Below are 21179 nucleotides of genomic sequence, written 5' to 3' on the forward strand. Positions count from 1 at the left end.
AGTGACATCATCATTAAATGAGTTTTTTTATACGCTTGGTTATTTTCCACCCCAGTATCGATGTTAAAAATTTGGTGTAACCGCCAGATGGAAAAGGGAAATTTGCGCCGCCATATTCAACGATCTTCTTTTCTGCATATCCAACTAATTCCTTCTCATCAGGATATACATCATATACAAAGCACTGCCAAAAGTTGGCGCAGCTATGTTTTATAAGGCCGTTATTGTAACGCTTTACAACCATTTCTGTAGACCATAGTATTGATTTATAAAGGGATGTATAGGCTGCCGATCCTTTTTTACTGGATAATCCCTTTATTCCAGAACGATAATAAAGAATGGCCGCGTTATTAAAAACTATTTTTTCTGCGGACAAAAATATGCGGGTAAAAAATTCCAGATCGTCATTTAATGATAAGCTCTCGTTCCATAACCCGGCTTTTTCTATAATGTTTTTAGGTATAATAGCCCTGCCCGGATTGGTCATTGGGTTACAGTTATACCAATAAAGCTTTATCCAATCCTCAAAAGTCATATCGGTATCTGGCAGTATATCTAATTGAAATGTACTGATATCATCATCATAAAACCTTCCCCAGGCTGATAAAACAATAACATCTTTTTTATCCCTGATCTTGTTTAATTGGTGTGAGATGAAATCGGGTTGAACATAATCATCAGCATCAAAAAAAATAATATATTCTCCGCGGGATTTGTTATAGGCTATGTTGCGCGCTTTCGCGGCTCCGCCATTGCCAACATTTATTAATGTTACACGCTCATCTTTAATGTTGTTGACCACGGCCTCAGTGCCATCATTTGAGCCGTCATTTATAACAATTATCTCGAGGTTTTTATAGGTTTGAGCACAAAAGCAACTTATTGTATCCCCAATATATCTCCCGCAATTATAAGCTGGTATACATACCGAAATTAGTGGGTTATTATCCATCAAACTACTTTTTTCCATGCATCGTTATAATACTGTTTTTTCGATAGATCAACATAATGGTGTAAAGTACCTTTGTTGTTTACAGTGGCATGTACATCCGGATTAACAAGATATTCATCTGCGGATAAAACAGTGCATGGCTTATTGGCTATTAACATAGCCGATAATGCCTGTTCTAAATAGTAGGATTTCCCTTCCGCTTCTTCTAAAACAGGGATCCAGCTTTCCAGGTTTTGCCAGTTTATGGTATTACTGTTTAAACCTATAGCGCCTACGTTTAATAATGTTGGTATTTTTGCTTTTACCAGTTGTTCCATTAATGGTGCAGAATAGCCATATGATTCTGTACAATCTACCATGTGCAATGGTTTATCCGGATTTTTTAGCCAATTAATCATAGCTACCGGGTTATCCCAAAATAACATATCTGAATCCAGCACAAGTTTCCAACCGTTGCCTGGCATAGTATGGATGTCTGTAAGCTTTTTTATGTGCGGATATTCCGTACGTTTATGCCACAGCACAGGGTATTTACTTATTGGTAATATTTTTTCAAGGTTTTGTGTTATCAATGCCTGGGTAATAACATCGGCCCCCGGAAGCTGCTTACTTATCTGATCGACAATTGTTTTATTAAAACTTCCGTCATCTACCAGTACAAACCTGAATTTTTCTGTAGCATGCTTATTTAATGATTGGATGCAGAACAGGGTTTGATAAAGGTAGTTTATACCTGTTAAAAAGTATATGGGCAAACCATCGGCATAAGAGTTTACCGGGGGTAAATCCAGTGATGCTTTTTCCATCAGCTTACTATTACGCATCATACGCCTATAGCTAAAGTAACCGCCAAGTTTTGACATTCTTTTAAATTTGGCTACAGGATGGCGGTATAATACGTTGATAATTGACTGAATCACTTAAGCGGTATGTTTTTGAGGCTTGCCATTAAAATAGATGGTAGAAATTTCCCGGCCATAGGCTATCGACGGCTTTTCTATTCGGTTATAAATTAGCCATGCCAAAAGGCTGATGAATGCATAAACGGTTAAATCGTAAATAAAATTAACAAGCGCGTTTTGCTGGATGTATTTACTATCAAACAAACCAATTATATAAACGCCAACAGGTACATGGATAAGATAAACGGAATAGGAATGCTGCCCCAGTTTACTAAACATATTTGCTGATGACTTTATGTAATGGCTTACAAAAATTAAACTAAATGTAAGGAGCGCTGCAATGGTATAATCGCTGAAATAAAACCTGTGGAACAAATTGAATAAATTGATTAATAATAAAGTTGCAAAGTAAAACCTGGAGATAGCGTTTGAACCTTTAAAAAAATAGTAAATACATATACCAAGACCGAATGCAGGCCATTGATCTAAAAAGAATAAAAGGCCTGTTTTTTGCGGTGGTAAAACTGCAGTTAATAATGATATGGCTATCAGGAAATACACCATGAAATTTTTATTGAATAATAATATAAGGCATACGCTCAGGTAAAAAAATAGCTCGCAGGTTAATGTCCAATACACCCAATTCATGGTGTTTATATTGGTAAAGGGAGTAGTAGTAAGGGTAAGTGTAGCAAGGATGCCCGTTATGTTTCGCGGAATGTAGTGAACTGCATTTGAGCCAATATATAGTTTTTGAAAACACGCCGCAAACACCACAATGACGATATTTACCCAATAGGGCGGAAATATGCGGAAAAATCGCCTGCTCAGGAAGTCTTTTACATTACCTGAATTATAGGCAGATAAGATGATGCAGTATCCGCTGATTACAAAAAACATGGGGACGCCAAGCCAGCCATACTTCACCAGGTTACGATACCAGTTATCTACATGTGGAATAGCCTGGTTAAGGTGAAAAAGAACGACAATCAACGCGGCAAAAAAGCGCATCATGTCAATCATATAATTATGTTTTTGCATTTGTTTTAATTGTTGCCAAACCATCAAATAAGCCACAGGCCCCCTGCCACTTTATATAATTGGCTGCATTTTGCCATGCCCTGTAGGTAAACCATGCCTTCGCTTTTCTGAACAGAACAGTAAACCCGCTTACTTTTTTCCAGGGGTTTATATGGTGTTTTTCCAATACCTGTATCCATGATCTGTTGGTGTTGTTTAATAACCGGGCCAGGTAATTTACCTGCATGCGCTGTTCTGGAATGATGTGGTGTAGTTGCAGTGATGGGAAATAACCAACCTGCCAGCCTGATCTTAAAATTTCGATCACCATATCATTATCTCCGCCCGAGGTCAGCTCATTACCGGTTCTGTCTGATATAACCGAATCGCTGGTTGTTATTTTATCAATGTATGAACCAAGCGCCGTTGCCCTGATGCCCATACCTGCACCAATAGGGGAACTGTTAGGGTATTCATTTTTCCAGGTGCTTATCATTGCCTCGTCGCCCAGGTCACGGAGTGCCAGGCTGCCATAAAATTCCTTTAACCATAGGGGGGGAGGCGATTCAAACAAAGGCGTTGATTTGCCGCCTATGGCACCCAATGTTTTGTTTTTGCCAAACAACGATAAGGTGTTTTTAAGATAATCCTTATCTAATACATTATCATCATCGACCATAACAATAATAGCACCCGAAGCCTGTTCAAATCCTTTTAACCTGGCATGGGTAAGTCCTGGTTTTGCTTCTCTTACTATTTTATGGTTGGGGTGCCAGTTCAGGTCGATATCAACAGCAGGCGCCGAATTATTATCGACAATAATTATTTCCCAATTTGTAAAAGGTAGTGTTTGATCTTTTAACCCGGAAATGGTTTGGCGCATGCGGCAGGCATGCGGGTTATAGGTGGGCAGTATTACCGATAGAAAATCAGTCATTACGATAACCAGTTATTTGAGCAGGTACCCCCACGGCAATTGCATAAGGAGGTAGGTTTTTAGTTACAACCGCTCCCGCGCCTACAATGCATCCATCACCAATTGTTACACCTCCTAAAATTTTTACTCCGGCACCTATCCACACATCACTTCCGATTTTAACCGGCATTAAAACATCGCCCTGCGACCGGATCAATGTGTTTTTATTAGCTATGGTATGGTTTGAGCTGACGATACAGGCATGCATAGCTATTAAAGTATTATCGCCAATTGTTATACCTCCGTGGCCATAAATAATACAGTACTCACCTAAAAAGGTGTTTTGGCCTATCGTTATTTCGCCGCCGTAGGCTTTTAAAACAGTGCCCTGCGATAACTCGCAGCGCTCATTAACAGTGATTTTACCTTTATGGCCATTTGCAAATCCTTTGGCAACATAAACCAATGGCCAGATCTTTACATTTTGCTTAATGGTTATACCGAAAGACCTCAATAAATTAACATAAATAAAAGAGATAGCTTTTAACATATAAACTTTGTAAGTACATCTGAGAAAACCTTTAGTCCTGTTTCTGCATTTTCCTTGTCTTTAAAATCAAGGTACATAACCTTGTGTTCAAGTTTGCAAATATTTGAAAGCCTGCTATAACATGGCTGAAAGAATGCGCCATTTGGAAACAACTCTAACACTTTGGTGCCCGGCGCGCATAAATAGATATTACTTAGGCCGGCACCATGAGGCGCTATAACGTGCGTTGCAGCCTGCAATTTAACAATGGTGCTATCGGCATCAATATGCGAGAGCTCAACACTTTCTATATCCGGGAAAAGTGCTAATATTTCATTTTCCCATTCAACTTCCCTGGCATAAACTTTTTTCCGGCTTATCCATATCAATTTTTTGAGACGTGTTTGCTTAGTTTTCGCAGTATCAATGCCGAATGTTTCTTTTAAAGCATCTACGGCCCAGTTGTTAAGCTGCTGGTCGCCAACAAGCCTGTTCGTGAATAATAATTGTTCACAATCATAATGGGCCATGCTATCCATCCATATAATTTTGGACCTATCTATATTAGCCTTGTCTATCCATTTAAGCTTCCAATCGGTAGATGGCCCGTTGAACAGTATGTGGTCGGCCTGGTTTAGGATGGATCTATACATTCCCGTCTTCGTTATGGATTCGAATAGGAAATGGTAAAAGCCTCCATCAGCACCTACGGTAAGAAATGATACGGTTGTACCCTTTAAATAGATTTTAGGAGGTAAATTTAGGGCATTTAGGTAAGGTGATTGTTTAAGATTGATAACCCACTCTTTTGTTGATTCATCTATAAAGCTTCTTTTTGCGGGATCATATATTAATCCTAACTGCCCTATGATGCACGCGTTTGAAACGCTGTACAAATACCTGTTGGGTGATTTAAAAATTCCGGAATACCTGAATCTTGGTTTTTTATCTATTAGCCTGTGGCTTGTTTCCTGTTGATTGTTTATTAATGGCGATGCGTAATTTATAGTTTCGCCGTGTTCGCATTTTAGTATTACCGAAAGTGCTTCGGGCTTATCTATTGACTCTCCTACGGGATCTTTATACATATCTTCAAACCTTTTTATCCTGTAAGGATTATTGGTAAAAAACATGACCGCTATTTTTTTAAGATAATTTTTCAGCAAAATTTTAATGTATTACCGCGACTTGCGAAGCTTGTGTTTTTTTTAAAAAGTATTTTTTGATCTAACCACGATGTGTTTTACCAATCTCAGGCGCCTTTTCTGAATGCATGTTTTAATTGTAATAAACGTAAACTAATCCTTAATGATGGGGTTGTGCCCCATTTAATGTATCCCCAGATTTTGGAATTGTTGTAAGGCACTTTCACATTACACAATTCGCTTAACTGGAATGCTTTTTTTGCCGCGGCAAACTGTCGATATATTATCAAATTACCAGCAGCAACCTGGGCCTGTTTTCCGGTTTCTATTCTGGTTGCGTCATCGTTAAAAATTTCAAAGTAGTTTTGCAGCAGGCTTAACCTGGTTAGCCAGCTTAAACTTTGATCTGTACTTGCGGAAGCGGGGTAGCGCAGCGAATAGGATAGTACCTCTTCGATGATATAAAACCGGGCTTTTTGTGCCGCCAGCTTTACATGAAGATCGGCATCTTCCCAAATCCTGATATCAGTGTTGAAACCACCCGTCTGCATGAATTTACTTTTTCGGTAAAGACCGTTAATGCCTCCAATTGGGTGCGAAATAGTATATGTAACCGGGTTTTCATTAATCCCGGTATTAGAATATACCCAGCTTAAAGCCAATGCTTTTGTTTTGGCATCGTACCAGTTAACGTTGCATAAAACAACATCAAACTGGTCTGTTTCCGCCATCCCGGCAGTTTTAACCAGGTAGTCGGGGTTTAAGCCATCATCAATATCGTGAAAATGAAACCATTCGCACTGTGAGCTTTGGGCAAGTGTGTTACGGGCAAACCCTGGGCCCCTGTTTTCTTCGCCTTTAATAACATGACACCCTTTCTGCTTAAGTGCCTGGTAAGTATTATCGGTACTTGCATCATCGTAAAAAAGCACCTCATCAAAAGGTCTTTTAAGCTTTGCTATGTTATCCAAAAAAGCGTCGATATAGCTTTCGGCATTGTAGCAGGGAACCAATAATGCAAACTTCATGCTTTTTTTTACTATCGAAAAAATAGAGTTTTTTGTAGAATTATAAAGACGGTTAAACTAATTTTCAATAGTTATATAGCTACCTGTATCCAGTTATCCGGGACAATATGCGCCGGGTATTCTTTTTTTATTTTAAAGCCAAGCCAGTATCTGGGGCAAATAATTTGTTTGTTTTCTTTTTGATTTAGATAGGCTGCCCACCATGAAAATGAGCTGTTTGATACAATGCAGGCATCGGCATTCATTAAAATTTGAAAGTCAATGATCATATCATTACTGGCAAATTCTGCATTTTTTATATGACCGAATGTAGCGCGCGCAAACTCCATATCATCACTAACAAAAATTATTCTGCAATTTTCATGGTCGGTTACCTGCTCAATACCTTGCAAGTAATAATTTGCAGGCAAGGTTAAGTCATTACTGCCTAAATTTTGCTGCCACCAGTCGTTTAAATTTAAATAATCGCCTCGTCTTACATGTACGGCAATAATCTTGTTATCGGTAAAAGTATCCTTATATTTTGCGCTAAATTGTTGTTTGAATTTTTCTTTTATCCTGATGTGGGAGGATATATTACCGGCTATGCTTTCAAAAAAAAGCTCCGACTGGAAGTAGCCCCGGTATATAAGTTCATTGGTTGCCTGGCTAATTATAGGATCTGAATAATTATCCACCGCCACACTTTGCAGGCTTTTGGAAATACTGCCACTCTTCAACTTGAAATAAACCCGGTTTATAAAGTTTTTTAAAGGGTTATAGCCCTCCAGGTAAAAATAATCTGCTGCTGTAAATTTTTCAATAGTATCATTTATAAAAAAGGGGGTATTTATCTTTTTCGATAATCCCCTTATAAACGCATACTGAAAAAGTTGATTCCCCAGCCTGCATTCGATAACAATACCTACCATAAATTCAATTCAGCGGAGTTTATAAATATGAATGGATTGTTTAGTGCAGCCAATTGTATAGTTTTATTCGCACGCGGTTAATAATAGCAAGCCTATCCCAGTTTAATACCGGGCCATGAGCGTCAGTACTGCAAATTAACAAATGGTCCTGGTGCCATTTCTCTTTCATTTTGGGGTCGGATGTTTTGGCATCTATATGCACGTTTGCTACCGAAAGCGCTTCTTTTATTAAACTTCTTTGATTGCCCTTTACTATACGCAGCCAAAGTTCATAGTCAAGCGAGCAATGTAGGTCTTCCCATATAGACTGATGTATTTCCGTATTCCAAAAACAAGATGGTTGCACTAAGGAAGGGAACCTGATAAAATAATCTATAAATGGAATTACTTTTGTAATGTTCCTAAACTGTTGCTTATCAATTAAATACTCAAAAGCATATCCATAAACAAAGCTTGCCCTTGTTTTGATAAATTCCTGTATAACCCTTAAAAAGGTTTTATTTAAGTAATAATCATCGCTATTTATCCAGGCGTAATATGTGCCGGATGCTAAACTAAAGCCTTGATTAATAGCGTTTCCCTGTCCTTTGTCTTTTTCGCTTTGCCAATAGCTTATCCATGGCGAATATTTTTTGATGATCTCTGCGGAGCCATCAGTGCTGCCTCCATCTATAATGATAAACTCCAGGTTAGGGTAATTTTGCAACAATACAGATCGGATGGTTTGCTCGATAAATTTATCCTGGTTATATGAGGGGGTTACAATGGTTAATTTAGGCCAGTTTATGGCCTTATCGTAAACCGCGGGATCAACTTCTTCGGTCCAGGGCCAGCCTATGTTACTATTATCAGCTTTAGGAAGATGATTTAGCAAACCAGTTTCCCTGTACTCAACACGTGGCACAGGCCAGTCAACGCCTTTTTGCTGAAATTCAGATCTGTACGTTTTCAGATCCGGAAGTTTAATATTCAATTTTTAATGCAGGTTTTGATAATTTGAAATATATTTCTCCCATACTTCCGGTTCGTGTTTTTCAAAAGCGTGGCAGCCAAAGGGCAGCTCATTGTTTAGTTTTTTTAACGATTCCTGTGGTGAGTGTTCTATAGAAAAACGAAGAGCGGTATCATCAGCCGGCAAACTAAAAAAGGGGTGGAGTAAATTGCCCCAATATTTAAAGAAACCATCTTCATTGTTTGTTCCCCAGGCAGCTATTTTTGATTTTAAAATTTTAAGCAGCCAATAACAAGTTTTGGTTTTTCGTAACGAAAACCCGCCGTTGCCAACGTTACTTATTTTATAATCTGTTTTAAATATACGGTTAGCGGCACTTAATAATTTTGAATACCCTTTCAGAAATTGAATTTCGTTTGCCTGGTTTTCATGGGGTAAATTTGGTGCGCCAATAAAATCATAGTTTTTTGTGCACCAGTAGGCAAGCTCGTCTTTAAAAACAAAAGCGTCAAGCTGATGGATTAGTATGTACTTGTAATCAAGAAAAGTTTTGTAAAACGTGGAAGATAACATCAGTTTATTATAGCCTTCTATTCCACTAAAATAATCATCATCAAACAAGGTTAGATTAAATGGGATGTGATCCCGGCAAATATCCTCGTAAGCAGTAGTATTCAATTTAAATGGGCCAATAAATATTATTGGATATTTTTTTAATACCCGGACGCATTGCTTTAATGAAACAAGCTCATTGGCATTGGGCTGCGGTTTATAAATGGGTATAATTACAGCAACTATTTTACCTGCCATTTTTTATTAAAATAAGCTTTAAAAACTTACCCGCCACTGCACGAAGCCTGTTTAAGTAGTATTTATATTCGGTGCCAATTAATATATGCCCTCTTTCATAATCATCGGCCTTTGTATTAACCTTAATATGTTGCGGGTGTTTTATTGTTGAAAGCTGATGCTGCGCCATTTGCGATTGATTGGAATTGCTATCATGTGTATGCGTAGCATGAGCTCCAAACCCAATGTTTGATATCATATTTTGCCAGGGCACAATGCAGGCGCCATTGTTTTTCCACATCCAATACATAAACTGATAATCCCAGGCATCCAGGCCGTTTATGATCATGCGCATATTGTTTTCCCAAAACTTACGCTCACGATTATTGGTAAAAGTTCGCTCTATAACATTGCGCCTGGTTTCATTAGTTTCACCATCGAGTTTAAAGCTATAATTTTTCCATGCCCTTTTCCATGTAGCCCAACCCCAAACGTGCGGATATTTTGAAAAATAGTAGGTGTTGATATTTAATGGTTTGGGCTGATAGCTTGTGCCGCAAATCATCATGATATTGGCGTTGTCCCGGTATTTATTTAGCAAAGTTTCGCAATATTCAAAAAAACTGCTGTTGGGTATGCAGTCGTCTTCCAGTATTATACCTTCGGCTACGTGCTCAAAAAACCAGGTAATGCCTGTGGCAGGAGCAAGGCCGCAGCCCATATTTTTATCGCTGAATAAAGTTTTTACTTCACACTCCCAGTCAATTTTTGAAACGATGTTCCGGGTGGTTTTACATAGTTCAACATCATGCTGGTTATTTTCTCTCGGACCATCAGCGGCAATAAATAAATATTGGGGTTTTTGCTTACGTATTTCCTCAAAAACCTTTTCTGTGGTTTGGGGGCGGTTAAAGATTAAAAAAAGTATGGGCGTACTAAACATCTGCAAACGCGATAATCTCAATTAAAGATTTCCTGATTTTTTAACATGTTAGTTAATTGACTATGATGTTTTATGATTTTTTTTCGATTATTGAAAATTGATATTAAGGAACCAAGATGAGATTGCAGCTTTAATTTTTCATCAACACTTAAAGGCTGCAACTTTATGAGTTTTTGCCTGGCTAATTTTACTGTAAACAAGACCAGGACTTTTATATTATAAATAGACCAATCATTTAATTTTTTTTGTACCGAACGCTTATCACCATCCATCAGCATAAGATAATTGTTTAGTAAAACATAAGAGTAGCTGATCCAGTACTGCATATTTAAAATGTACTTCAAGTTTTGCCTGTTTAATGGTACAAAATGATGAAAAGTTAATCGATCATTTGCCACAATTTTGTATCCACTTATGTAAAAAACAAAGCAAATTTCAACATCTTCGCCGCAAATTAATTTTGTGCCATTCCTTCCCGAAGTAATTTGCTGCCATTCTTTATTATACAGGTTAATAAACAAACTTTTTCTGCAAACACATCCTGCACCATATACCCAATGTGCTGTTGAAGCCCAGGTTTGGGGGCCATTTACGTAAGACTGTTTATGTTTTTCAATATCCGACCAAGCGGGCTGTTCGGGGTCGAATATGCCGCAACCACCTAACACACCAATTTTATTATCAGCATACATAGACTCATAAGCTATACTTACATAATCAGCACATAATCTATTATCATCATCGCAGGTAAGTATATACTCATACTTAGCAGCTTCGATTCCCATTTTATGAGCATGATTTTTACCCGGGATGGGTTGGGACAATAACCTGAAACCTGCATTTGGAACAGTGTAATTCTCCCATTCCTGAGAAGCAACCTGGAGAGTATTATCTGTTGATGCATTATCAATTACAATAATTTCCCATAAAATATTTGCAGGTACCTGCTGCATTGCCAAATGTTTCAGCGTATCAGGTAGGCGTGCAGCACTATTATAACAACAGATGATAACTGATACACCTAATTGCATTTACAAAATTTTGAAATAAATATATTTTTAAGAGACGTATAACGCATCCATATTCAATTTAAAAGATTCGTAGCTAAATAGTTCATTGTATTTTAAATAACCATTTATGCCATATTGCTTGCTTAAGTCTGGATCATTTAACAGCGTTAATATAGCATTTGCCTGCCCTTGCTTATCCATAGCGTTTAAGAGTAATCCATTAAACTGATGTTGTACAGACTCTGGAAGCCCGCCTGCATTAGAGGTTACACATGGTAATTGATTGGCCATAGCCTCAATAACAGCAATTCCATGTGTTTCTTGTAAACTTGGCTGATAATAAATACATGCGCTTTTTAAATACATGTCGGTGTCAGCTTTATAACCTTCGAAACGGATGTTATCAAGCATTTTTGTAGCATCTTTAAATTCCTTTAATAATGGTCCGTCACCAAGCCATATAAAAATAGCATTACTATACTTTGATGTTACGAGCTTAGCCACATCTAGCCAAACATGGGGGTTTTTATAATTTATAACATGCCCCATGGTTACAATATGCTGTTGATTATTGCTTTTTGTGGTTTGCGTTTTTACGTGGTTTAAATTATCGTTTAGCAGGCAATTATAAATCACATTAACAAATTTTTCTTTATTAGCTATATCCCAATTTTCACAAATGAGCTGTTTGTTTGATTGTGATACAGTTATGATCCTTTTGCGCTTACTCAAATTTGTGTTACATGTATATGATGTAAAAGGCGTATGATTTTTATTTGGAGTAGAATGCAGTATGTAATATACTTTTCCCCAGGGCAACCACAACAGATACAAATGTTTTTCTGGTTCAACCGAGCAGATAGTTACACTTGCATAGCTGTATTTGAAACTTAATAATTGTATGGCAAAAACGGACTTAAGTATTTTGAATAATTCTTTTATGTTGGTGGTGAAATTATTGCTCAAGTGGGCGTAGCCGTGTAATTGTTGTTTGATTTTAACAATAATGCCCGTTGTGTCACCTAAGTTTTTTAAATAAGGAAGTTGATCTTCGTTTTCTAACAGTAGTATAATATTTTCCTTGCCAAGGTATTTTATTAATGCTTTAAGGTGACTATTACTGCCGCCAAACTCAAATAATTTAGCAATAATAATATGTTTCTTTGCTGCTTTAAACATTATCTCCTGGCAAAGTTTAGTTTCCAAAACACCAGGCATTTCAAAGCTAACTTACAATACTCCAACGTGCTGAAACAACCTTTATAATTCTTATAAACTTTCAAAAATTGATATAGAACCTTAGGGGTATATATAGTTTGGTTTAAATAGAAGCGACGGATGGTGGAGTTTTTTTTTATCCTGATGTAGTCTTTAAATTTGTGTGCGTCAAAACATGCTTTCTCCATATTTAACCTGACAAGTTCGTCCATCCAACCAATCACATCATTTAGTTTGTTTATATTATTGAAGGTTTCATTTTGGAAAAGCAACTCGCGTGTATATTGATCATTTAAAGAGGCATTTTCCCAAATCAGGCTTAGCATATTAACCCTGCAAATGGCCGAATTTTTGTCCTGGTTCTTTTTATTGGTAATAGAGAATTGATTATTATGGTGTCTGTATGAAAGCAACACATCGGGCATGTTATTTATTTTACCAAGTGATACACACCTGGTCCATAGTTCATAGTCTTCGGCACATTCAAATTCATTTAAGTACCTGAGATTGTTATTATCAATAAAGCTTTTTTTTAGCATCACAGTAGGATGTGCCAACGGACAATATTCAAGCATTCCTATCTTTATATCATCATGACAAATAGGGAAACTCACAATAGTTTGACTGTCTATTAGTTGATAAGCAGTTCCACACAAATCAATTTTAGAGTGCTGATCCAGGTAGTTTACCTGTTTTTCGAGTCGGGTTAAGTGGCTAATGTCATCTCCATCCATACGAGCTATGTATTTGCCCCTGGATAGGTTAATACCCATATTTAAACTGGCTACCAAGCCGCTTTTGATTTTTTTCTGTATAAAGTTAATCCTTTCATCTTTGTAGTTACTGACAATTTCAATGGTTTTATCAGTAGAACAATCATCAACTATAATAAGTTCAAAAGCTGTGAGGGTTTGATTAAGTATGCTGTCAATGGCTGCGACAATATAGCTCTCGCAATTATAAACCGGCATTATTATACTAACAATCGGGGTAGTTATATTCTTATCCACGTTTCGGGTACAATATCCTTAGCCTGGTAATTTAATTCAGTGTCATTAAACCATTTTATTGGCGCAATCACAATTTTGTCGGGTTTAGTGTTGAGCCAGGCTCCCCACCAACTAAAGGTGCTGTTGGCTATAATATGATGTTTGCAGTTGTACATTAAACGAAGATCTTCAAAAGCAGAATGCTCGTCATTAATATCAACAAAGTGCGTTTTATAATTTAGTTTGAGGTTGTGTCTTGCCCAGTTTATATCATCTGAGAAAATGTAAAAAATCGGATCTGTAAGCTTGTTAGCAAGTAAATTAGCAGCGTTTTCGTAATAATCTGGCGAGCATGTGCCGTGAATTTTGTTCACGGTTTCTTCCTTTTCAAAGTCGCCCCTGCGGATATGTAAGCTTATCGCGTTATTTGATTTAATTTTATTGAGCAAAAAACAATTTGTGGTAGATGGGGGAGCTTTGGGAGTAAACTCATTTTTTATTTGCGTTTTTATATCTGCAAAATATTTCTCAGATTGCCAGTATCCGCTTAAATATGCATTAGGTAGGGGGGTAAGATATAGTGGATTAAATTCCAAACTCTTTTCTTCAACTATATGGGCCTCAGGTTTAAAAAGCTTGCTTTTTAGAAAATTAAACCTTGTTGTTTTTTTTTGCTTAAATGCCGAAATTTCGGTTGTCGACGCTATGTTTTCTATAATATTGAAATCGCACAGATTATAGCTACGTAATGACTGATTATCAAAAAAATGGATATCAAGTTTAAAATCAGTGTTGTTTTTATATGCCAGGCTTTTTGCAAAAGCATATTGAAATAACTGATTTCCTAAGCCTCCATGAATTTTAACAATTAGCATATTTATTTATAAAAGCTTCAATATCATGCAATTCAGTAAAATGTTCCTGCAGCCAATCATGTTCTTTATTCCACCATTCAAATTTCTCAAGAAAGGATATTTGATCCGGTTCAAACCGAAACTTTATAACCTGTGCCGGTACTCCAACAGCAATGGCATATGGTGGTATATCTCTTGTTACTACAGCGCCCGCGCCAATTATTGCACCATTACCAATTGTAATGTCATCCATAACAATTGCATTAACACCAATCCATACATCGTTACCAATGGTAGTTTTGCCCATTTCAATAAAATATTGTTTATCGCTGAATGTCATACCATTTTGTTTGTGAACAGAAAAAAAAGCCGGATGGGTACTTACAAATTTAGAGGATGGATGCTTCCCTAAGCAAATGGAAACTCCCTGTGCAACAGAGCAGAATTTGCCAATTTCGGTATTCATCATCGATACATTTTTCGAAAGATATGTGTAACTCCCAATAGTGCAATTGTCGATATAGCAATTCTCTCCAATTTTAACAAAAGGATTATTTGAGCCTAAATCTGGTATGCTATTACCCCGGATTTGAGCATTTGATTTATAATTAAGAAGCTGCTTTAGCCAGTTTTTAATTATCTTCTTCAAGTTTTTTTACAATTATCTTTGCTTGTTCAACATCTTTTTCCCACCACGAAGACGCCAAAATTTTGTCAATTTTTTCCTGTGGAAAGCGATATTTTAAAATCTTTGCAGGTACACCCCCAACAACTGCAAAAGGCGGTACATCTTTATTAACAAATGCATTGCCTCCAACAACACAACCAATACCAAGGGTTATACCTCTTCTTATAGTGGCGCCAGATCCTATCCAAACATCGTGTGTAATGATGCATTTTTTTTGTGTTAATACTTCATATGGCGTATCGTTAAGAAAGCTGGATGTTGAAATTAGATTAAGCGGGTGTTCGCCGTGCCCTATATTTACATTGTTGGCAATAGAATTATATCTGCCTATAATTGTCTTTGAAATTAATGTATTAAACCCAATATAAGTATAACTATCAATTGAGCTGTTTTCACAAACATATGATCCTTTTAAGATAGTTATGTTGTGTCCTTTAACAGCTTTTATATCCACATCGTCAGCATGGATGTTGTTTGATTGTTTTTTGAAGTATTGTATTCGTTTTTGCTCTTCCGTATGTTTTTTTAAAAAAGCATACAATATAACCTTCATTTTTTTTAGCTGGGATAATAACATGCTTAATTTTTATTCAATTTTCTTCCACTCGGGTGTAAGGAAAAACAACCCGGCCGATTTTGGCAGGTAGCGGCTGGTTAGTTTGCCTCCATCGATAATTTCAAAAGAAATACAATCTTCCCGATAATCATATATTTCAGTGCTCGACGTATCGCCACAATAAAGACTTAAATAATATGTGCCCGGATATAGTCGCAGGTCGTTTAATGTTATGCGGTAAAGAGCGGTATTTTCGGCTGATGCTGATACCTGAAAATGCGAATCTTCATCGATCATGTTAGCTATTTTAATGCCATCAACAGTTTTTAGTTCAATGGATGTGCGAACCTGGCTTTGATTGGGGTTTTTAAATTGCAGGTGAATATATATATGCATATCATCACCTAACGAGAATAGGCGCGTACTATCTGGCCGCCCATGCTTTTTTAGATAAACATCTACAAAACTAACTTTTTTATTACCTATTCCAGCTGTAATTGTTTCACTCAAGTTTACGTAAGCTTCAGTTAAAAGATCAGATTTTAAATAATCATCAACAATTTTACTTGTTAGGCCATTCATGGCCACCAGCCCGTTTTTTAATAAGATGGATTTATTGCAAAGTTGATTTATAGCTGCCATATTATGGCTGACAAACAAAATAGTTCTGCCTTCCCCTTTACTAACTTCCCCCATTTTTCCCAAACATTTCTTTTGAAATTCGGCATCACCAACGGCTAATACTTCATCAACAATCAATATTTCCGATTCCAGGTGAGCTGCCACAGCAAAGGCAAGGCGTACATACATGCCCGATGAATATCGTTTTACTGGCGTATCCACGTATCGCTCAACTCCAGAGAAATCTACTATCTCATCAAACTTTCGCTTTATTTCTGCTTTACGCATGCCCAGGATGGCACCGTTAAGATAAATATTTTCCCTGCCGCTTAATTCGGGGTGAAAGCCCGTACCAACTTCTAGTAAACTGGCTATTCGTCCTTTTAGTTTAACCGAACCAGTGGTAGGAGCGGTAACCCGGCTTAGTATCTTAAGCAATGTGCTTTTGCCGGCACCATTACGACCTATAACGCCAACGGCATCGCCGTGTTCTATCTCAAAATTGATATCCTTTAAGCTCCATACAATGTTACTTTCACCTTTTTTTGCACGATCGTTAACCTCGCCTATTTTTAAAAAAGGATCTTCCTTACCTCTCATCTTTGCCCAGTAACGTTCCAGGTCGCGGGATAGGGTTCCTGTGCCTATTTCTCCTATCTGGTAAGCTTTTGAAAGATTTTCTACTTTAATTACCGATGGCATATATTACACTGTATCTATAAAGGTGCGTTCAACGCGGTTAAAAATTACTATCCCAATTAAAAGTATCAGTATTGTTATCACAGTGGTGATCCCTAAGGATAGCATAGTAAAAGTACCCTGGCCAAGAAAGCCATATCTGAAAGATTCAATAATTGGCGTCATCGGGTTATATTCAACCATCCATTGGTATTTGGGGTATTTTTCCTTAACGGTAGATAAAGGATAAATTACTGTAGTTAAATACATCATTAGCTGGATACCGAAGGTAATCAGGAAGCTTAAGTCACGATATTTTGTAGTCATGGCAGATATGATCATTCCAAGCCCTAAACCTAACATCGCCATTAACATTAATAAAAAAGGGAATAATAACAGGTAGGCGTTGGGATGAACATTTGCGCCTTTAAATACATAAAACCCTATCATCAGGAAAAAAAGCACCATTTGAACACCAAAACGAATCAGGTTTGAAACTACTATGCTTAGCGGCACTATAAGCCTCGGGAAGTATACTTTGCCAAAAAGGCCGGCGTTTGCTGTAAAAACCGTAGATGTTTTTGTAAGGCAATCTGCAAAATAGTTCCATGCGGTAATTCCTGCCAAATAAAATAATGGTTTAGGTAAATGATCTGCAGGGATGTCTGCAAGGTTACCAAATACAAAAGTATAAATGATAGTAGTGAACAATGGCTGGATAAAAAACCATAAAGGGCCAAGGATGGTTTGTTTATAAAAAGAAACAAAATCGCGCCGTACCAATAATATCAGCAAATCCCGATAATGCCATATATCATCAAGCTTTAAGTCAAATAAGCTGCTATGGGGCCTTATCTCAATGTCCCATTTTTCGTCAGTAGGCATACTCATTCGTTTAATAGTAATTGTAATTTTTGCATGTAATCTATTTCGTTAAAATGCGACAGACATTGCTTTTGCAACTGCTTGCGTTTAACAGCTGTTAATGGCGATTCTAAATATTCGGTAATGCATTTACTCAGTTCACAGGTATCATCTGCATTTATTGCATGACCTAATTCGCCATTTCTTATCGCATCAATACTGCCATCGGCATTACCGCAAATAACCGGCAATCCACAGGCAAGGGCTTCAATAAATACTATACCAAAACCTTCTTTTTTGCTGGGTAGCACAAATAGGTCGGCCAATAAAAAATAGTCTGTTAGTTCAGCTTCTTCAATAAAACCTGTAAGTATTACCTGTTCTGCTACGTTATGGTGTACTATAAGTTTTTTTATTCTGTCCTCTTCTTTGGTATCGTATTTCCCTGATAGTATATATTTAATACCCGGAAAATGCTGTTTTAAGTTGCTGATAGCCTCTATTACATGCTCGTATCCTTTGTATTGTTCTGTAGAAGCAAGGCGTGTTAAGGTAAAAATAACGGGCTGATTTGTTGTTAACTTATAGCGCTCAAGAAGGTGTTTCGGCTTCTCAAAGGTTACCGGCAGCTTCATAAATGGGTCGATCGCGTTATTTAAAACCCGGCAAATATCTGCACTTACACTGTGTCGTTTTAGCATTTGCTCACGCGTAAAATTGCTTACACAAATTACCTTGTCGCAACGTTTTAAAAGATATTTTTTAACAAATGAAAGCGGCCGCCAAACCTCAATGCCATGGGCAATAAGCCAAACCTTGCATTTAGGATGAACCAATTTTATAAACAAACCAACACTTGCCAGGTTTATGTGGCTTAAAATAATAACATCGGGCATTGTTGATTTACTCACAGCCTTAAATGCAAAGTTAACGCGGTTAACTCCAAAGCCTTTAAAAGCATTTGCCTGCAGATATTGAGGCATCAGATCGGTTTGCTTATCATAAGCAGACCATAGTTCAAAATTCCCCTTGTTGGTTTTTGCCAGTTGCTGTAATGAATGCCCCAGCGTACGGGTCATTTTTTGGATGCCGCCAGTAGTGCTGAATGTTTGTAAAGTAAAAAGTATTACTTTTTTAGACATTGGCTTGTATTTGGTAAAGAGCAAAAGCTTTTGACCAATGGATTTGGTTATTTTTAAAATTTTTAATTACACTTCGCGCCATTTTGCCCCGATATAGGCTACTATCGCTTATTGGTTTGTATTGGCTCATCCATTGTTGTAATGGAAATGTAAAGCCCATTTTTGGCCGGTTCCAAACGGCTTCGGGTAGCAGGCCGTTAAAGCTATCAATCAGGATTTTTTTTGGTTGTTGGTTATTGAATCTTATTTCTGGCGAGATGCTTTCAGCCAGACTTGTAAAGTCCTCGTCTAAAAAAGGGACCCTAACTTCTAAACCATGATTCATGCTCATCACATCAGTATCTCGCAGGAGTTGATTTTGCATGTAAAGGTTTGCTTCAAACCATGATGCATGTTCCTGATCATAAGGCCCCAGATGAGGGATATCAAAACCATTAAACAGAACGTCCCTAACTTGTTTATCATCAGTATTAAGCGCCTTTGCAATATCGCCCGGCGAAAACAATCCTCTCAATAAAAGATAATCGGCTGCCGAATGGTCATTACCCAAAAATGTAAGTTTTTTATAATGATCTGGTAATAACCCTTTAATAGCCGAAAATAGGGAAGGAGGGAGTTTTCTTAAATATCCAAGATACCGTATCCGGTTAAATGAGGGATAACCACCAAAATATTCATCAGCGCCTACGCCGGATAGTACTGCTTTTAAGCCATCCTCATGTGCGTACTTGCTAATAAACCAGCTATTGATGCCATCAGTAGTTGGCATATCCATGGCGCTAATGATTTGCGGAAGGAAAGTTTCAAAATCATCCTGCTTCACTAAGTGCGAAAAATTTTCACCGCTTACCTTATCTAAAACTACGCGCTGATACGCCTGTTCATCATAACTTTTTTCGTTGAAAAATATCGAGATGGTTTTAAGCTGCTCCTTTTTTTCTTTATCTGCTAATAGCGTAATAAGGCTTGAATCTATACCACCGCTTAAAAATACACCCAATGGCGCATCTGCAATCAGCTGGCGGTTTACACCTTTTATTAAAGCATTTTTTATCAGCTGCCGGGCTTCATCAACATCGGTTATCTGATTTTTTAATACAGTTTGTTTATAAGGGCTGATCTCATGCGTTGATGATGCATGGGTCCAACATAAATAATGCCCTTTGGGTAGGCTAAATACATTTTTTAAAGTAGTATATGGCTCTGGTATATGGCCAAACGCTAAAAACCTTATAGGCCAATTGGGATCTTTTTCGCCAGATATGCCAGCCGCCGTAAAAGCTCTTATTTCTGATGCGAAACTCAGCTGGCCATCTTCGGCGAAATAATATACCGGTTTTATACCAGCCGTATCGCGTACCAGGTACGTAAGCCCCTTAATACTATCAAATAAGGCGAATGCAAACATGCCTCTCAATTTGGAGAAGGCTTCAGTTCCCCATTGCAAATAGGCGGCAATTATTACTTCTGTATCAGTAACGGAATTGAAGCTAACACCAAGCCTTAACAGCTCGTTTCTTAATTCCTGGTAATTATAAATTTCGCCGTTAAAGGTTATCCAGGCTTTTTGCTCCACATCTGCCATTGGCTGATGCCCGTTACTGCTCAAATCAATTATGGATAGCCTGCGGTGCCCAAATGCGAGATATTGTTTTTCATCATAAAAAATACCTTCGTCATCTGGTCCTCCATGTTGCAGTACTGTGCACATGGCTTTCACTTTTTCCCGGATAAGTTGGGGTTGTAACCGCTTATTAATTATTCCAACTATCCTACACATACTCTATAAATATTCACAGCTTCGCCCCGTAAACTACATTTTTAATTGTAACTTATTATTTAACAGTGGCTTATATTTATTGGTGTAGCCCTGTTTTTTTATTAATTTATGCTGATATAAAATCAGCCATCAATATTTTTTAATTAAAATAAATAATTTCAATTAAAACCTTTCAATATAGGATGCGGCAACATGGACAATTATGGAGCATCCAATACTTTCAAGCCTTAATATCAATTGCTTTTGCGACCGCTGCGATATTACTTCCCCGGTCATTCCTTTTAATGGACCTGCTTTGAGTATGATTTTTTCTCCCGCCTGCAGATCATCTTCGGTAATCTCCAATTCATATGGGCTGGCCATTAATAACTTTAACTCTGTTATCTGGCGGCTGGGCATTGATGCGGGCTTCCCCATGAAATATAAAAACCTTGATATGCCTTTTGTCATCAATATATCGGCCTGCTCATGTTGAGCAATGTTAACAAATATGTATGATTTAAGAAAAGGCTCTTCAACCCATTTTTTACGATCGCTCCATTGTTTTAATTGTCGGTGCAGTGGCAGGTAAGCTTCAACCCCTTTATTTATTAATGCCTGGTATGCTTTTTTTTCGGCACGAGGGTTTGTATAAACAGGATACCACTTTTTTGTTGTTTCACTTACCTTTAATTCCATTGTTTTAATAAGTG

The 21179-nt window shown here is 37.4% G+C and carries 22 protein-coding genes; all 22 read right to left on the minus strand.

The genetic code is table 11. The features are described 5' to 3' along the window. Positions 1-13: 13 nt before the first annotated feature. The 22 genes from AC1D0K_RS00085 to AC1D0K_RS00190 all read right to left on the minus strand — a co-directional run bounded on the left by AC1D0K_RS00085 (position 14) and on the right by AC1D0K_RS00190 (position 21165). Positions 14-970, minus strand: coding sequence for a glycosyltransferase family 2 protein (locus AC1D0K_RS00085; RefSeq protein WP_477398217.1), 957 nt, complete (start codon positions 968-970; stop codon positions 14-16). Beyond that, positions 952-1815, minus strand: a complete 864-nt coding sequence (locus tag AC1D0K_RS00090) for a hypothetical protein (RefSeq protein WP_477398219.1) — start codon at positions 1813-1815, stop codon at positions 952-954. Before AC1D0K_RS00090 ends, AC1D0K_RS00085 begins: the two co-directional genes overlap by 19 nt. A gap of 57 nt (positions 1816-1872) precedes the next feature. Next, positions 1873-2895, minus strand: a complete 1023-nt coding sequence (locus AC1D0K_RS00095) for an acyltransferase family protein (RefSeq protein ID WP_477398221.1) — start codon at positions 2893-2895, stop codon at positions 1873-1875. Beyond that, complete coding sequence (locus AC1D0K_RS00100; protein WP_477398223.1) at positions 2882-3811, minus strand: glycosyltransferase; 930 nt, start codon at positions 3809-3811, stop codon at positions 2882-2884. Before AC1D0K_RS00100 ends, AC1D0K_RS00095 begins: the two co-directional genes overlap by 14 nt. Further along, the gene (locus AC1D0K_RS00105) at positions 3804-4340 is read right to left on the minus strand and encodes an acyltransferase (protein WP_477398225.1); all 537 of its coding nucleotides are present in this window, start codon (positions 4338-4340) and stop codon (positions 3804-3806) included. Before AC1D0K_RS00105 ends, AC1D0K_RS00100 begins: the two co-directional genes overlap by 8 nt. Then, positions 4334-5452, minus strand: a complete 1119-nt coding sequence (locus tag AC1D0K_RS00110) for a glycosyltransferase family 61 protein (protein WP_477398227.1) — start codon at positions 5450-5452, stop codon at positions 4334-4336. Before AC1D0K_RS00110 ends, AC1D0K_RS00105 begins: the two co-directional genes overlap by 7 nt. A gap of 119 nt (positions 5453-5571) precedes the next feature. Beyond that, positions 5572-6492 carry a glycosyltransferase family 2 protein gene (locus AC1D0K_RS00115; RefSeq protein ID WP_477398229.1) on the minus strand — a complete coding sequence of 307 codons (921 nt, stop codon included), beginning with the start codon at positions 6490-6492 and terminating at the stop codon, positions 5572-5574. Between the two features lie 71 nt (positions 6493-6563). Further along, positions 6564-7403 carry an alpha-1,2-fucosyltransferase gene (locus tag AC1D0K_RS00120; protein WP_477443503.1) on the minus strand — a complete coding sequence of 280 codons (840 nt, stop codon included), beginning with the start codon at positions 7401-7403 and terminating at the stop codon, positions 6564-6566. Positions 7404-7443: 40 nt separating this feature from the next. Continuing rightward, a complete protein-coding gene (locus AC1D0K_RS00125) occupies positions 7444-8376 on the minus strand; it encodes a glycosyltransferase family 2 protein (protein WP_477399653.1) in 933 nt (310 codons plus the stop codon). A 3-nt stretch (positions 8377-8379) separates the two neighbouring features. Continuing rightward, positions 8380-9165 carry a DUF5672 family protein gene (locus AC1D0K_RS00130; protein ID WP_477443501.1) on the minus strand — a complete coding sequence of 262 codons (786 nt, stop codon included), beginning with the start codon at positions 9163-9165 and terminating at the stop codon, positions 8380-8382. Further along, entirely contained in the window at positions 9155-10108 is a 954-nt protein-coding gene (locus AC1D0K_RS00135; protein ID WP_477399649.1) for a nucleotide-diphospho-sugar transferase, read from the minus strand. The genes AC1D0K_RS00130 and AC1D0K_RS00135 overlap by 11 nt, the downstream gene beginning before the upstream one ends. Further along, on the minus strand, positions 10105-11118 hold the full coding sequence (locus AC1D0K_RS00140; protein ID WP_477399647.1) for a glycosyltransferase family 2 protein: 1014 nt from the start codon (positions 11116-11118) through the stop codon (positions 10105-10107). Before AC1D0K_RS00140 ends, AC1D0K_RS00135 begins: the two co-directional genes overlap by 4 nt. A 27-nt stretch (positions 11119-11145) precedes the next feature. After that, entirely contained in the window at positions 11146-12276 is a 1131-nt protein-coding gene (locus AC1D0K_RS00145) for a glycosyltransferase family 4 protein (RefSeq protein ID WP_477443499.1), read from the minus strand. Further along, entirely contained in the window at positions 12276-13325 is a 1050-nt protein-coding gene (locus AC1D0K_RS00150; protein ID WP_477399948.1) for a glycosyltransferase family 2 protein, read from the minus strand. Before AC1D0K_RS00150 ends, AC1D0K_RS00145 begins: the two co-directional genes overlap by 1 nt. Further along, the gene (locus AC1D0K_RS00155) at positions 13310-14179 is read right to left on the minus strand and encodes an alpha-1,2-fucosyltransferase (protein WP_477443442.1); all 870 of its coding nucleotides are present in this window, start codon (positions 14177-14179) and stop codon (positions 13310-13312) included. Before AC1D0K_RS00155 ends, AC1D0K_RS00150 begins: the two co-directional genes overlap by 16 nt. After that, positions 14166-14627 carry a CatB-related O-acetyltransferase gene (locus AC1D0K_RS00160; RefSeq protein WP_477398533.1) on the minus strand — a complete coding sequence of 154 codons (462 nt, stop codon included), beginning with the start codon at positions 14625-14627 and terminating at the stop codon, positions 14166-14168. Before AC1D0K_RS00160 ends, AC1D0K_RS00155 begins: the two co-directional genes overlap by 14 nt. Positions 14628-14790: 163 nt before the next feature. Then, on the minus strand, positions 14791-15399 hold the full coding sequence (locus AC1D0K_RS00165) for a CatB-related O-acetyltransferase (protein ID WP_477443440.1): 609 nt from the start codon (positions 15397-15399) through the stop codon (positions 14791-14793). A 33-nt stretch (positions 15400-15432) separates the two neighbouring features. After that, positions 15433-16725, minus strand: a complete 1293-nt coding sequence (locus AC1D0K_RS00170) for an ABC transporter ATP-binding protein (protein WP_477398529.1) — start codon at positions 16723-16725, stop codon at positions 15433-15435. Between the two features lie 3 nt (positions 16726-16728). Next, positions 16729-17586, minus strand: a complete 858-nt coding sequence (locus tag AC1D0K_RS00175; protein ID WP_477398527.1) for an ABC transporter permease — start codon at positions 17584-17586, stop codon at positions 16729-16731. A gap of 2 nt (positions 17587-17588) precedes the next feature. Next, positions 17589-18707 carry a glycosyltransferase family 4 protein gene (locus AC1D0K_RS00180; RefSeq protein ID WP_477398525.1) on the minus strand — a complete coding sequence of 373 codons (1119 nt, stop codon included), beginning with the start codon at positions 18705-18707 and terminating at the stop codon, positions 17589-17591. Then, positions 18700-20487, minus strand: coding sequence for an asparagine synthase (glutamine-hydrolyzing) (gene asnB / locus AC1D0K_RS00185; RefSeq protein ID WP_477398523.1), 1788 nt, complete (start codon positions 20485-20487; stop codon positions 18700-18702). Before asnB ends, AC1D0K_RS00180 begins: the two co-directional genes overlap by 8 nt. 162 nt (positions 20488-20649) lie before the next feature. Next, a complete protein-coding gene (locus AC1D0K_RS00190; RefSeq protein ID WP_295720307.1) occupies positions 20650-21165 on the minus strand; it encodes a UpxY family transcription antiterminator in 516 nt (171 codons plus the stop codon). Positions 21166-21179 lie beyond the last annotated feature (14 nt).

This window comes from Mucilaginibacter sp. P1_A3 (assembly GCF_056406855.1).